Source organism: Kitasatospora sp. NPDC058492, assembly GCF_042720685.1.
In the GTDB taxonomy this organism is placed as follows: Bacteria; Actinomycetota; Actinomycetes; order Streptomycetales; family Streptomycetaceae; genus Kitasatospora.
Map to the genome: position 1 here is coordinate 39425 of NZ_JBHXMU010000024.1, position 13860 is coordinate 53284.

Below are 13860 nucleotides of genomic sequence, written 5' to 3' on the forward strand. Positions count from 1 at the left end.
AGGCGCCCGCCGCGAGGTGCGGGGTGCGAGCGCCCGCGGCCCGGCGGGGCCGGGTGTCAGCCCTTGAGCTCGGCGGCGACCAGCTCGGCCAGCTGGACGGCGTTGAGCGCGGCGCCCTTGCGCAGGTTGTCGTTGGACACGAACAGCGACAGGCCGTGCTCGACGGTCTCGTCGGCCCGGATGCGGCCGACGTAGCTCGGGTCCCGGCCGGCGGCCTGGAGCGGGGTGGGGATGTCGGACAGTTCGACGCCGGGGGCGGCGGCGAGCAGTTCGGCGGCGCGCTCGGGGCTGATCGGGCGCTCGAAGCGGGCGTTGATCTGGAGCGAGTGGCCGGAGAAGACCGGGACGCGCACGCAGGTGCCGGCGACCTTGAGGTCCGGGATGCCGAGGATCTTGCGGCTCTCGTGGCGGAGCTTCTGCTCCTCGTCGGTCTCGTTGGAGCCGTCCTCGACGATGGAGCCGGCCAGCGGCACCACGTTGAAGGCGATCGGGCGCTGGTAGACCTTGGGCTCGGGGAACTCGACGGCGGAGCCGTCGTGGGCGAGCGCGGCGGCGCCGTCGACGACCTTGGCGGCCTGGTCCTGGAGTTCGGCCACGCCGGCCACGCCGCTGCCGGAGACGGCCTGGTAGGTGGAGACGACGAGCGCGGCGAGGCCGGCCTCCTCGTGCAGCGGGCGCAGCACGGGCATGGCGGCCATGGTGGTGCAGTTCGGGTTGGCGATGATGCCCTTGGGCCGGTCGGCGATGGCGCCGGGGTTGACCTCGGAGACGACCAGCGGGACGTCGGGGTCGCGGCGCCAGGCGGAGGAGTTGTCGATGACGACGGCGCCGGCCGCGGCGGCCTTGGGGGCGAGGGCCTTGGAGGTGGAGCCGCCGGCCGAGAAGATCACGATGTCCAGGCCCGTGTAGTCGGCCGTGGCCGCGTCCTCGACGGTGACCTCGGTGCCCTGCCAGGGCAGGGTGCGTCCGGCCGAGCGGGCCGAGGCGAACAGCCGCAGCTGCTCGACCGGGCCCAGTCCGCCTTCACGACCAGCGCGCTCCGCCAGGATCTCGCGGACCACTGCGCCGACCTGGCCGGTGGCCCCGACAATGCCGATCTTCATTCCGACTACTCCTCTGGATGGTGCTGTCTACAGCCGCACTCTGCCCATCATGCCTTGTCACGAGGGTGCGGCGGCCTGGTGTTCCACGGTGTGAGAGCGACTAGTGGTCCAGACCACTCACGAGCTTCAGCGCCGCCTCGACCTCCGCCCCGCCGGCCGGCAGCAGCGGCAGCCGGACGTCCGGGGTGGGGATCCGGCCCTGGGCGTGCAGCACGCCCTTGATCACCGTCGGGTTCGGCGCGGCGAAGGCGGCCAGCGCCAGCCCGGTGAGCCGGTGCCCGAGCGCCCGGGCCCGGGCGGCGTCCCCGGCCTGCCAGGCCTGCGTCAGCTCGACGAACCGGGCGGTGGCCAGATGGGCGGAGGCGAGGATGCCGCCGGCCGCGCCGAGCGCCAGCAGCGGCGACAGGAAGGCGTCCTCCCCGGTCAGCACCGCGAAGTCGGCGGGGGCGGCGGCGAGCAGTTCCACCGCCGTCTGGTCCACTCCCCCGGTCGCGTACTTGACGCCCACCACGCCGTCCAGTGCGGCGAGTTCGAGCAGCGCGGCGGCGGACAGCTGCTGCCCGGTGCGGTACGGGATGTGGTAGACGACCAGCGGCAGCGGGCTGCTCCCGGCGAGCGCCCGGAAGTGCGCGACCGTCCCGGCCTCGCCCGGCCGCAGGAACGCCGGGACGGTGACCAGCACGGCCGCGGCCTGCGGCACCCGCTTGCCGAGCGCGGCCAGCGACTCGGCGGTGGAGCGGGTGTCGCCGCCGTGCGCGCCGACGGTCAGGAGGGCCCCGCGGGCGGCGCAGGCGGCCGCGGCGGTCTCGACCACGGCCCAGCGCTCGTCCTCGCTCAGCGCGGCGGGCTCGCCGGTGGTCCCGAGGGCGACCAGCCCGGCCGCACCGGCCTCCAGCAGCTCGGCGGCCAGCACGGCGAGGGCGTCCAGCGCGACCGTGCCGTCCGCGGCGAAGGGCGTGATCAGGGGGACGTGGATGCCGGTGAGTTCCATGGCCACGATCCTGCGGCCCGCCGATCGCCCAGGTCCAGTTCACATTCGTGATGCTTCTCGTAAGCTGAGCCGATGCTCGACGTCCGACGCCTGCGCCTGCTGCGCGAACTCGCCCACCTCGGCACCATCGCCGCCGTCGCCGAGGCGCTCTCCTTCAGCCCTTCGGCGGTGTCCCAGCAGCTGTCCGTCCTGGAGAAGGAGGCGGGCGTCCCGCTGCTGGAGCGCACCGGGCGGCGGGTCGCGCTCACTCCGGCCGGGCGCAACCTCGTCCGGCACGCCGAGGCGGTGCTCGCCCTGCTGGAGCAGGCGGGCGCCGAACTCGCCCACGCCCGGCGGGGCTTGGCCGGCCCGCTGCGGATCGGCACCTATCCGTCGGCGGCCCGCGCGATCATCCCGGCGGTGCTGGGCGAGCTGGCCGCCTGGCATCCGGGCCTGGAGCCGATGGTGACGGAGGTGGATCCGGCGGGCGTCGCGGCGGCGCTGCGCGCGGGCGAGCTGGACGTCGCGCTGGTCCACGAGTACGACCTCGTCCCGGCCGATCCGGAGCCGGGCCTGGCGGTGACCCGTCCGGTGTTCACCGAGCCGATGTACCTGGCGGCCCGCGCCCCGGGTACGGTCGCCGAGCAGCGCGGCGCGCCGTGGATCATGGCCCCGCCGGGCACGCTCTGCCACAGCATGGCCGTCCGGGCCTGCGAGGCCGCCGGGTTCGCGCCCCGGATCCGGCACCAGATCGACGACTTCGCGACCGTCCTGGCCCTGGTCGCGGCCGGCCAGGGCGTGGCCCTGGTCCCGCAGCTGGGCGCCGCGCAGCCCCCGCCCGGCGTGGTCCTCACCCGGCTGCCGATGTACCGCCGCACCCGGGCCGCCTTCCGCGCGGGCGCCGGCTCCCACCCGGCCATCTCGGCCTTCGTCTCCGCCCTGCACACGGCCGTCCCCCCGGGCCTGGGCGGGCACGACTGATCCCCCGCGCCTCGCTAAGAGGCACGGGGGATCAGGCGCACGTCAGCCCGCCAAGCAGCTCGGCCCGAGCAGCTGCTTGAGGTCCCCGAACAGCGCCGGGTCCGACTTCACCCGGTGCCGGTCCAGCCGCAGCACGGTCGTCTTGTTGCGGCTCTCCAGCCGCACCCGGACCTCCGTGGTGCCCCGGTGGCTGCCCAGCACCTCGCCGAGCCGGGCGATCAGCGGCGGGGTGATCTTCACGCTCGGGATGTTGATGATGATCGGCGCCTCGGCGTGCGCGTTCGACAGGTCCGGGACGGTCAGCTCCATCCCCATCAGTCGCGGCACGTCCTCCCGCTTGTCCAGCTTGCCGCGCACGAACACCACGGCGTCCTCGACGAGTTGGGCCGAGACCAGCTGGTAGCTGGCGGGGAAGAACATGCAGTCGATCGAGCCCGCGAGGTCCTCGACGGTCGCGATCGCCCAGGCGTTGCCCTGCTTGGTCATCTTGCGTTGGAGGCCCGAGATGATGCCGCCGATGGTGACGATGGTGCCGTCGGGCCGTTCGGCGAGGTCGGCCACCGCGCAGTCCGCCTTGTCGGCGAGCACGTGCTCGATGCCGTGCAGCGGGTGCGAAGAGACGTACAGGCCGAGCATCTCGCGCTCCTGGGTGAGTAGGAAGGACTTCTCCCACTCCTCCTCGGAGAAGACGACGTCGAGGCCGAAGCTGGGCTCGTCGGAGACGGCGTCCCCGCCGAACAGGTCGAACTGGCCCTCGGCCTCCTTGCGCTTGACCCCGACGACGTTGTCGATCATCGGCTCGAACTGCGCGCTGAGGCCCTTGCGGGTGTGCCCGAGCGAGTCGAAGGAGCCCGCCTTGATCAGCGATTCGACGGTCCGCTTGTTGCAGACCACCGACTCCACCTTGTCGAGGAAGTCCGGGAAGGAGCTGAACTTCCCCTTCGCCTTGCGGGTGCGGATCATCGAGTCGACGACGGGGCCGCCGACGTTGCGGATCGCGGTGAGGCCGAACCGGACGAGCGTGTCACCGTGCGGGGTGAAGTCCGAGTCCGACTCGTTGACGTCCGGCGGCAGCACCTGGATGCCCATCTTGCGGCACTCGTTGAGGTAGATCGCCGACTTGTCCTTGTCGTCCTTGACGGACGTCAGCAGGCCGGACATGTACTCGGCCGGGAAGTTCGCCTTGAGGTAGGCCGTCCAGTACGAGACCAGCCCGTACCCGGCGGTGTGCGCCTTGTTGAACGCGTAGCCGGAGAAGGGGACCAGGACGTCCCACACCGCCTGGATCGCCGCGTCCGAGTAGCCGTGGTCCCGGCAGCCCTTCTGGAAGGGCACGAACTCGGCCTCCAGGATCTCCTTCTTCTTCTTGCCCATGGCCCGGCGCAGCAGGTCGGCCTGGCCGAGCGAGTAGCCGGCGAGGATCTGGGCGGCCTTCTGCACCTGCTCCTGGTAGACGATCAGGCCGTACGTCGGCTTGAGGATCTCCTCCAGGGGCTTCTCCAGCTCCGGGTGGATCGGGGTGATCTCCTGCTGGCCGTTCTTGCGCAGCGCGTAGTTGGTGTGCGAGTTGACGCCCATCGGGCCCGGTCGGTACAGCGCGAGGACGGCGGAGATGTCTTCGAAGTTGTCGGGCTTCATCAGCCGCAGCAGCGAGCGCATGGGGCCGCCGTCGAGCTGGAAGACGCCGAGCGTGTCGCCGCGTGCCAGCAGTTCGTAGGTCGGCTTGTCGTCCAGGGGCAGATCAAGCAGGTTGATCTTGATGCCCTTGTTCTTCTCGATCGCCTTGACGGCGTCGTCCATGATCGTCAGGTTGCGCAGGCCGAGGAAGTCCATCTTGAGAAGGCCGAGGCCCTCGCAGGTGGGGTAGTCGAACTGCGTGATGGTGACGCCGTCGGTGTGCCGGGTCCAGACCGGGATGTGGTCGGTCAGCGGCTCGGCGGACATGATGACGCCGGCCGCGTGCACGCCGGGCTGGCGGATCAGGCCCTCGATGCCGCGCGCGGTGTCGATGACCTTCTTCACGTCCGGGTCGCTCTCGTACAGCCCCCGGATCTCACCGGCCTCGCTGTAGCGCGGGTGGCTGTTGTCCGTGATGCCGGACAGCGGGATGCCCTTGCCCATCACGTCCGGCGGCATCGCCTTGGTGATCCGGTCGCCCATCGCGTACGGGTAGCCGAGGACGCGCGAGGAGTCCTTGATGGCGGCCTTCGCCTTGATGGTGCCGTACGTGACGATCATGGCGACCTTGTCGGATCCCCACTTCTCGGTCACGTACCGGATCACGTCACCGCGCCGGCGCTCGTCGAAGTCGATGTCGACATCGGGCATGGAGATGCGCTCGGGGTTGAGGAAGCGCTCGAAGATCAGGCCGTGCGGAATGGGGTCGAGGTCGGTGATGCCCATCGCGTACGCGACCAGCGAGCCGGCCGCCGAACCACGGCCGGGGCCCACCGCGATGCCCTGCTCCTTGGCCCACATGATGAAGTCGGCGACCACGAGGAAGTACGCCGGGAACCCCATCTGGATGATGGTGTCCATCTCGTACTCGGCGAGCTTCTTGTGCTCCTCGTCGTACCCGCCCGGGAAGCGCCAGTCCATGCCCTTCCACACCTGGGACTTGAAGAAGTCCGCCTCGGACTCGAAGCCCTCCGGGATCGGGAAGCGCGGCATGAGGTTGCGGAACTTGAACATGCCCTCGGTGTCGACCCGGGAGGCGACGAGCAGCTGGCTGTTGCGGCAGCCCTCCTGCCAGGCGTCCGAGGAGTCCAGGGCGTACATCTCGGCGGCCGACTTGATGTAGTAGCCGGTGCCGTCGAAGCGGAAGCGGTCCGGGTCCGAGAGGTTCTTGCCGGTCTGCACGCAGAGCAGCAGGTCGTGCGCCCCGGCGTCGGCCTCGGTGGTGTAGTGCGAGTCGTTGGTGACGACCGGGGGGATGTTCAGCTTCTTGCTGATCTCCAGCAGCCCGTCGCGGACCCGCTTCTCGATGTCGAGGCCGTGGTCCATCAGCTCCAGGAAGTAGTTCTCCTTGCCGAAGATGTCCTGGTAGTCGGCGGCCGACTTCACCGCCTCGTCGAACTGGCCCAGGCGCAGCCGGGTCTGCACCTCGCCGGACGGGCAGCCGGTGGTGGCCATCAGGCCGCCGGACAGGTCGGAGATCAGCTCCTTGTCCATCCGGGGCCACTTCACCAGCCAGCCCTCTGCGTAGGAGCGCGAGGTCAGCTTGAAGAGGTTGTGCAGGCCCTCCTTGTTACGGGCCCAGATGGTCTTGTGGGTGTACGCGCCGGAGGCGGAGACGTCGTCCCGCTTCTGGTGCGGCTGGCCCCACAGGATGCGCTTGGTGTTGGAGCGGGACTCCGGCGCGACGTACGCCTCGATGCCGATCACCGGGGTGATCCCGGCCGCGGTCGCCTGCTTGTGGAACTCGGCGGCGCCGTACATGTTCCCGTGGTCGGTCATCGCGACATGGGTCTGGCCCAGCCGCTCGACCTCCTTGAACATCTGCTTCAGCCGGGCGGCACCGTCCAGCATCGAGTACTCGGTGTGGACGTGCAGATGCGCGAACGGCTGATCGCTCAAGGCGGGGCCTCCGGAGGCGAGTGCGGGTCTGGTGGGCCGGCGAACGCGCAGGTACGCGCAGGTCACGGAAGGTGCCTGGAAACGGATGTGGCCCGGACCACCTCGTGGGGTCCGGACCATCACTCACACGTTCACCCGTCTACTCTAGCTCCCCTTCGGAGTCGGCTCCCTCCGGCTCGGAGCCTCCCGAGCTCAGCCCGGCGAGTCGCGCCCCGGCGGCCTCGCGGACCTCCGCCTGCTCAATCGGATCGTCCCGCAGGTGGGCGAGGCGTTCCCGGACGTGGGGGCGGTCGGGGGCGTGCGCGACGGCCGGCAGGCGGGCGCCGGCCTCGCAGTCCCAGAGGCACTCGGTGTACACCTCGGCCAGCCCGACGGGGGCGACGGCGGCCAGTGCCTCCAGGTAGGCGGGGCGCTCGGAGGAGTGCGGCGTCCACAGCCAGAAGCGGCGCAGCAGCGACGCGGCCCCGGCGGCGTCGGGGCCGAACCGGGCCAGGCCCCGGGCGGTGTGCATCGGGCCACACCACTCCTGGGACGCCCACTGCCGCTCCAGCTCTCCCGTCAGCATGTTCAGACCGGGATCGCTCTCGCCGCCGTGCTCCGACAGCAGGGCGCGCGGGCTCGCACTGTCCTGCTCGGGGACGGGGTCCATCGAGCCGCGGGGGCCACGCCGCTGGCGTACGTCCTGCCCAGCCACCCGGTGCTCGCCCTCTCGGACGTGGGTACGGAGTGCTTCCCGGGCCTCGGCGGAGTCGGCGAGTGCGAGCAGCTCCAGGACTCCGGTGGCCCGCAGGCAGGTGTCCTCGTCCCCGGTCAGCAGGTCGACGATCGGTCCGACCGGCAGTTCCAGGTCCCGGACGAGCCGCGCCAGGTAGAGGTGCCGGTCGTCCACCTGTCGGTTCCAGCGCCAGTCCCAGCGGATGCACCCGTAGACCAGGTCGGCGGCTGCCGCCGGGTCCTCCGCCGCCATCTGCGCGCCCAGGCCCCGGCCGCGCTGCAACAGCCCGGGCAGGGTGCCTGCCGGGGCGTACTCGTATCTCCGCTGTGCCACGTGCCCAATCGTCCCTTAGCCCCCGACGGCTGGGCGGCGGGGGCTGGGGAGGTGGGGGTGAGGGGGCTGGGGGTTAGGTGTCCTCGTCGGGCGGGGTCGCGCGGAGGGCGGTGATGACGCCCAGGGCGACGGTGGCGATCGCGAGCGCGAGGAGGACGGCGAAGGCGGTGGCGATCAGGAAACGCACGAGTCGTCGCCTCGCTCGGCGGCGAGGAGGAGGGAGAGGAGGTTGAGGAGAGTGGAGGCGGGGGCGGCGTTGAAGCGGACGAGGATGCGGCCGTCGATGGTCTTGTCGGTGGTGGCCGAGGGCCAGATCAGGCCGAACCTCCGGCCACGTTCCTGGACTTCGGCGAGGAGCGTGTGGATGTGGTCGTCGGTGTAGTGCCGGATCCGGGGGTCGGTCGGCAGCATGGGGCGACGGCGCGGGAGCGGGAAGGACATCAGGCGGCGTCCAGCTCGAACCAGACCATTTTGCCGCGTTCCTGGGGATCCACGCCCCAGCGGTGGGTGAGGCCTTCGATGAGCTGGAGGCCCCGGCCGGACTGGGCGAGGGGCGCCGGCTGTTGCTTTTCCGGGAGGACCGGGCTCTCGTCACTGACGGACACCCGGAGGGTGGGGCCGACGGCGAGGATGAGAACGAGCGGCGCAGGGGTCCCGCCGTGCCGCCAGGCGTTGACGAGCAGTTCCACGAGCGCGAGTTCGGCGTCGTCGGTGACCGAGGTCGGGTACCCGCAACGACCCATCGCGTCGCGGAGCGACTGGCGGGAGATGGCGAGGGAGGGCGTGTTGAGGTGACGCATGGGAGTTCTCCCGAGGCGTGATGGTGAGGGAAGAACCGGCGGGCATGCCGCCGAAAGCCCAGCAATAGGGCTTTATTGACGATCCGTCGGATCGCCATGACACCGAACATACAGCAGCGACATCACATGTGATCCCAAATCCGGATAGGTTCATCCTCAAGTGGACCCCGCGCCCAGCAGCGCGGCAGACTTGGGACACATCGGCGAGGAAGGAACCAATGCCGCCACGACTCAACCCGACGCTCCGCCAACGCCGCATCGGCACCGAGCTTCGGAAGATGCGCGAGGCCGCCGGACTGTCGACCGCCATCTTGAGCAGAGACCTCGGCATCGACAGAACACAGGTCAGCCAGATTGAGTCGGCCAAGGTCGGCGTGAGCCCAGAACGACTCCGTTCCTTCGCCGCCGCCTGCAAGTGCATGAATCTGCCCTTGATCGAAGCCCTGGAGTCCATGCTCCAGGACCGCTCCAAGGGTTGGTGGGAGGAGTACCGCGGAACCCTCTCGGACGGCTTCCTCGAAAACGCAGAGCTGGAGAAGACTTCGCGCGAGGTCATGATGTGGCTCCTCACCCACATGCCAGGCCCTTGCCAGACCATCAATTACGCATCAGCAGTCTTCGGCCGTTTGATCCCTCCGCTCCCACGCCACGAGCTGGAGACCCGCATCGCGTTCAGAATGCAGCGCAAGGCCGATCTGCGCCGCAATCCGAAGCCAGTGACCGCCTTCATCTACGAGTCAGTGCTGTGGACGCGGTTCGGCGGAACCCAGATCCTCAAGGAACAACTCGCCTCTCTACTCGAAGACTCCGAGCTGCCCTGGATGACCATTCGGATCGTTCCATTCAACATCGAGACCTTCCCCGGGGCCGTTGAGAACCTCGCATACGCCTTCGGAGCGGTCCCTGAGCTCGACACCGTTGAGCGAGAGTCTTCCCAAGGTCCCATCTACCTCGATGCCGTCAGTGAGCTAACCAGCTATCGGCACATCTTCGACCGAACTGAATCGCTCGCGCTGAGTGAGAGCGGCTCTCGCGATCTGATTCGTAAGATCGCACGAAACCTATGAAAGGCCCGCGATGACCGACACCGAGTGGCAGAAGTCCTCCTTCAGCGGAAACGCCGAGAACTGCGTCGAGGTACGCACGGCCAACGGGACGGTCGAACTCCGCGAGTCCGACGAGGCCCACCTCGTCATCCCCACCACCCACGCCCACTTCGCGGCCTTCCTCCAGGCCGCCAAGGCCGGCGAGTTCGACCACCACGCCTAGACACACCACAGCGCAGGAAGTCGGCCAGCCCGACTTCCTGCGCCAAACAACCAACGGGGCCCCAGATGACCAACACCAACTGGCAAAAGTCCAGCTACAGCGGGGCATCCAACGAGTGCGTGGAGATCCGCACCGCCGACGGCCTCGTCGAACTCCGCGAGTCCGACCAGGGCCACCTCACCCTCCCCACCACCCCCACCAACTTCGCCGCCTTCCTCCAGGCCGCCAAAGCCGGCGAGTTCGACCACCACGCCTAGTACTGCAACCGCATCTGCGTGACGGATGTGGTGTTGGGCTCGTTGGTATGTCTGTGTGCTGATGAGCTGATGGTCGAACAGGTCGAGTCGCCCCTCGGGTAGGACGATTTGCAACTCGGGACTCGGCGCCCCGCAGTGCGGCGGGACGCCGAGCGGGTCCTATCGAATCTCCCTACCCGGAGCTGGAGTCGGTGGCCTATTCACGGCCGCTTCGAGACGGCCTCGGGGTGCCGACGGTGGCACCTCCATCGCCGGCTCCGAGCGACGGGTCGCCGCAACTGACCGTGATGGACTGCACCGATCTCCAAATCGCCAGGCAACTGCGCATCAACGCAAGGGTGGAGCAGCGCCTGACACGCGTGTACCGGAACTCGACGTCAAACGCCGAAGAGACCTTCCCGTGGGCCTGCGCAACGACGGAACCACGACCGGGCGGACAGGCCCCGGAGGCCTCTGACACGGAGCACTCCCAGCCGTCCTCGTCCCCACCGCGGAACCGACTGCCCCTGCCTAAGGATTCATGTGCCGCACACCTCGGACGACCGACCGACCACCCTTGCAGTCGGCACCTACACCATCGACGCCGGACGCAGCACGATCGCCTTCACCACGCGCCACTTCTTCGGCCTGGGCGCCGTGCGCGGAACGTTCGGCCTTACCTCGGGGCAGGTGCACGTCGCCGCCGAGCCCACGCAGTCGTCGGCCACGGCTGTCATCGATGCCGACAGCTTCTCGACCGACAGCGGTACCCGCGACAGGGTCGTGCGCTCACCCAAGTACCTGGGCACAGCCGCACACCCCCACATGGCCTTCGCCTCGAACGCCGTCCAGTCCACGGACACCGGGTACGTCCTGCGTGGAGAGCTGACCGTCAAAGCCACCACGCGGCCCATCGAACTTACCGTCGAGCAGCCGGAATTCACAGCCGATGGAATCCGGTTCCGCGCCACCACCAGAATCGACAGGTACGCATTCGGTATTACCGTCGACAAAGGCATGACCGCCCGTCACCTCACCCTTTCCCTCGACATTCTCGCCGTGCCCGCCGTAGGCGGCATCCCCGGCGACTAGTACTGCAACCGCATCTGGGGGTTGTGGCCTCGGCGTTTGTAGTGGGAGCGGCGGGCTCGGGCCTGGCTGCGTCGGCGGAAGCGTGACCAGCGCAGATGGTGCTCGCTGGCGTGGTGGCGGGGTGTGACGATGAGGTGGCCTGCCGAAACGGTGCGCGAAGCGGGCATGGAAGCCCACTATCACCTCGGACCACGACTCGACCTGCTCAACCGTCAGCTCGTCAGCACACAGTCATACCAACGACGCCGAACGCCAGCGGTAACGACAGATGCGGTCGCAGTACTAGACACACCACGGCGCAGGAAGTCTGCCAGCCCGACTTCCTGCGCCAAACAACCGACGGGACCCCAAATGACCGACACCAACTGGCAGAAGTCGTCCTTCAGCGGATCCGGTGGCGACTGCGTGGAGATCCGCACCGCCGGCGGCCTGGTCGAACTCCGCGAGTCCGACCAGGGCCATCTCACCCTCCCCACCGCCCCCGCCCACTTTGCCGCCTTCCTCCAGGCCGCCAAGGCCGGCGAGTTCGACCACCACGCCTAGTGCAGCGCCACGTTGATCCTTCGGGGGTTCATGCGGCTTTGAGTGGGCTGCCGTCGTAGGTCCAGCGGTAGGGCTTGGCGTCGTGTTCGTCGTAGGCCAAGACGAAGGTGGCGCTCGACGATGCCGGCGAAGGGAACCCCGCGCCGCACGACATAATCCCGGCGGATGACTCCGGTACCTCACGGGGGCTACGAACGACACCAGAATGTCTACATCCATGGGCTGATTCGATACGGAGCTGCGGAACCTAGCGTCGATCCCATGAAACGCAATCGCCGTATCAGCGCTGTCGCGGTGTTGGCGCTCGCCGCCCTCGTCACCGGAACCGGCGCCGGGTTCGCCGCCACGACCACACCGGTGGCCACGCACGCGTTAGACACCGCACCGGCCACGGCCACCGCGCCCACGCGGTCCTTCCAAGGCGCGCTCCCCGCGCCGACCGGCCCCTACGCCGCCGGCGAGGACGTCATCCACCTCACCGACGAGAGCCGTCCCGACCCGTGGGTGCCGTCATCCGGCCCCCGCCAACTGACCGTCACGATGGTCTACCCGGCCGTCCCCGGGACCGGGACTCCGGCCCCTTACATGAGCCTCGCCGAGGCAGCCGGAGTCATCCAGCGGCGGAAGTTGCCGGCGAGCTACGGCGTCACCGCACAGAACCTTTCCGGCGTCACCACTCACGCCTTCGACGGCGCGCGGCCGCAGCGCGGCAAGCATCCGCTGGTGGTCCTCTCACCCGCGTACGAGGACCCGCGCATGACGCTCACCTCGCTCGCGACCGACCTGGCCAGTCACGGCTACGTCGTCGCGCTCGTCGGCCACACCTACGAGGACAGCGGCGAGACGCTGGCGAACGGCCAGACGCCGCCGTGCGCGATCTGCGATGACCCGAAGACGCTCGACTTCGACTCCGTCGCCGCCAGCCGCGCGCTGGACGTGTCCTTCGTGATCGACCGGTTGACGCACGGCAATACCGCGTGGCCCCTGGCGCACCTCATCGACAAGCACGAGATCGGCATGGCCGGGCACTCCCTCGGCGGAGCGGCGGCCGCCGCCACGATGATCGCCGACCCGCGAGTACGGGCCGGAGTGAACATGGACGGCAGCTTCCACCCGGCCCCGATGCCCGGCCAGATCAACCGGCCGCTCCTCATGCTGGGTACGGCCGACTACCACTCGGTCGGCGGCCACGACACCTCGTGGGGGCAGACCTGGGCCGCCCTCGGCGGCTACAAGAAGTGGCTGACGGTCGCCGGAGCCGACCACTTCAGCTTCGCCGACCTGGACCTGCTTCTGGAGCAGGCCGGGTTCCCGACGCCGCCCCTCTCCCCGGAACGCGGGGTGGCGATCACCCGCGAGTACGTGGCAGCGTTCTTCGACCAGACGCTGAAGGGGATCGACAGTCCGCTGCTGGACGGCCCCTCGCCGAACAATCCGGAAGTGCTCTTCCAGTCCTAGTGCAGCGCCGCGTTGATCCTTCGGGGGTTCATGCGGCTTTGAGTGGGCTGCCGTCGTAGGTCCGGCAGTAGGGCTTGGCGTCGTGTTCGTCGCAGGCCAGGACGAAGGTATCGATGGCCGCGGCCAGTTCGTCGCGGGAGGCGAACTGGCCGCGGCGTCGTAGACGTCGGGTCAGGGTGGAGAAGAACAGGTCGACTTGGTCGAGCCGGCCGGCGTGTTCGGGGGTGTGGTGGATGCTGAAGCGGGGACGGGACCTGTGCTCTCCAGCCAGGGCGGCTGGCGCTGCCGCGAGACTCCGCCGAACCGACCCATGGGACTGGCCCGTTACTCGCGCGGTGACGCCTGCTGGCTGTCGTAGTGCTCCTGGGCGGCGAGCAGCTCGCCTCCGTGCCGGCCGAACCACTGGATCAGTTCGGTCAGCGGCCCGGCCAGGCTGACACCGAGTTCCGTCAGGCTGTAGGTGACCTGGGGCGGGTTGGTGGGCGCGACCTGGCGGCCGACGAGCCCGGCCCGGGCCAGTGCCTTGAGGTTCTGCGACAGCATCTTCTGACTGATGCCACCGACTCGTTGATGCAGCTGTGCGAAGCGGTGCGGGCCGGCGATGAGGGCCGAGATGATCAGTGTCGCCCAGCGACTTGTCGTCTGGTCCATGATCGGCCTGAGCACGCACTTGTTGTCGAAGGTGTCGTGGGCCAGGAGCCGGGCGGCTGTCGCGACCTGCTGAGTTTCCATCACAGCAGGAGCTTACAAAAAAGTAGGTACTTCCCAGCAGTAACTGGCTTTC

Annotated in this window: 14 protein-coding genes; 7 read left to right on the forward strand and 7 right to left on the reverse strand. The window is 69.2% G+C overall.

What is annotated here, in order from left to right; translation table 11 throughout:
• Positions 1-56: 56 nt before the first annotated feature.
• Both ACFWPI_RS17870 and ACFWPI_RS17875 read right to left on the reverse strand, forming a co-directional pair.
• Positions 57-1103 (reverse strand): aspartate-semialdehyde dehydrogenase, encoded by a 1047-nt coding sequence (locus ACFWPI_RS17870; RefSeq protein WP_063347192.1) that lies wholly within the window; start codon positions 1101-1103, stop codon positions 57-59.
• Between the two features lie 100 nt (positions 1104-1203).
• On the reverse strand, positions 1204-2094 hold the full coding sequence (locus ACFWPI_RS17875) for a dihydrodipicolinate synthase family protein (RefSeq protein WP_380376351.1): 891 nt from the start codon (positions 2092-2094) through the stop codon (positions 1204-1206).
• A gap of 72 nt (positions 2095-2166) precedes the next feature.
• On the opposite strand from ACFWPI_RS17875, the gene ACFWPI_RS17880 reads away from it, so the two are divergent.
• Positions 2167-3054 carry a LysR family transcriptional regulator gene (locus tag ACFWPI_RS17880; protein ID WP_380376349.1) on the forward strand — a complete coding sequence of 296 codons (888 nt, stop codon included), beginning with the start codon at positions 2167-2169 and terminating at the stop codon, positions 3052-3054.
• Positions 3055-3096: 42 nt separating this feature from the next.
• Here ACFWPI_RS17880 and dnaE read toward each other — a convergent pair whose 3' ends face one another.
• The 4 genes from dnaE to ACFWPI_RS17900 all read right to left on the reverse strand — a co-directional run bounded on the left by dnaE (position 3097) and on the right by ACFWPI_RS17900 (position 8478).
• Complete coding sequence (gene dnaE, locus ACFWPI_RS17885) at positions 3097-6630, reverse strand: DNA polymerase III subunit alpha (protein ID WP_380334013.1); 3534 nt, start codon at positions 6628-6630, stop codon at positions 3097-3099.
• A gap of 139 nt (positions 6631-6769) precedes the next feature.
• The gene (locus ACFWPI_RS17890; protein ID WP_380376344.1) at positions 6770-7678 is read right to left on the reverse strand and encodes a hypothetical protein; all 909 of its coding nucleotides are present in this window, start codon (positions 7676-7678) and stop codon (positions 6770-6772) included.
• Between the two features lie 174 nt (positions 7679-7852).
• Positions 7853-8119: a hypothetical protein gene (locus tag ACFWPI_RS17895; protein ID WP_159398403.1), complete on the reverse strand. Its 267-nt coding sequence runs from the start codon at positions 8117-8119 to the stop codon at positions 7853-7855.
• The gene (locus ACFWPI_RS17900) at positions 8119-8478 is read right to left on the reverse strand and encodes an ATP-binding protein (protein ID WP_380376340.1); all 360 of its coding nucleotides are present in this window, start codon (positions 8476-8478) and stop codon (positions 8119-8121) included. The genes ACFWPI_RS17895 and ACFWPI_RS17900 overlap by 1 nt, the downstream gene beginning before the upstream one ends.
• A 218-nt stretch (positions 8479-8696) precedes the next feature.
• On the opposite strand from ACFWPI_RS17900, the gene ACFWPI_RS17905 reads away from it, so the two are divergent.
• The 6 genes from ACFWPI_RS17905 to ACFWPI_RS17930 all read left to right on the forward strand — a co-directional run bounded on the left by ACFWPI_RS17905 (position 8697) and on the right by ACFWPI_RS17930 (position 13076).
• The gene (locus tag ACFWPI_RS17905) at positions 8697-9545 is read left to right on the forward strand and encodes a helix-turn-helix domain-containing protein (protein ID WP_380376337.1); all 849 of its coding nucleotides are present in this window, start codon (positions 8697-8699) and stop codon (positions 9543-9545) included.
• Between the two features lie 10 nt (positions 9546-9555).
• The gene (locus ACFWPI_RS17910) at positions 9556-9747 is read left to right on the forward strand and encodes a DUF397 domain-containing protein (RefSeq protein ID WP_380376336.1); all 192 of its coding nucleotides are present in this window, start codon (positions 9556-9558) and stop codon (positions 9745-9747) included.
• 65 nt (positions 9748-9812) lie between these two features.
• Entirely contained in the window at positions 9813-10004 is a 192-nt protein-coding gene (locus ACFWPI_RS17915; protein WP_380376333.1) for a DUF397 domain-containing protein, read from the forward strand.
• A gap of 522 nt (positions 10005-10526) precedes the next feature.
• Positions 10527-11075: a YceI family protein gene (locus ACFWPI_RS17920; RefSeq protein WP_380376330.1), complete on the forward strand. Its 549-nt coding sequence runs from the start codon at positions 10527-10529 to the stop codon at positions 11073-11075.
• A gap of 351 nt (positions 11076-11426) precedes the next feature.
• A complete protein-coding gene (locus ACFWPI_RS17925; RefSeq protein WP_380376328.1) occupies positions 11427-11618 on the forward strand; it encodes a DUF397 domain-containing protein in 192 nt (63 codons plus the stop codon).
• A gap of 261 nt (positions 11619-11879) precedes the next feature.
• Entirely contained in the window at positions 11880-13076 is a 1197-nt protein-coding gene (locus tag ACFWPI_RS17930) for an alpha/beta hydrolase family protein (protein ID WP_380376325.1), read from the forward strand.
• 324 nt (positions 13077-13400) lie between these two features.
• On the opposite strand, the gene ACFWPI_RS17935 is transcribed toward ACFWPI_RS17930, so the two are convergent.
• Positions 13401-13808, reverse strand: a complete 408-nt coding sequence (locus ACFWPI_RS17935) for a winged helix-turn-helix transcriptional regulator (protein WP_380376323.1) — start codon at positions 13806-13808, stop codon at positions 13401-13403.
• Positions 13809-13860: the final 52 nt, after the last annotated feature.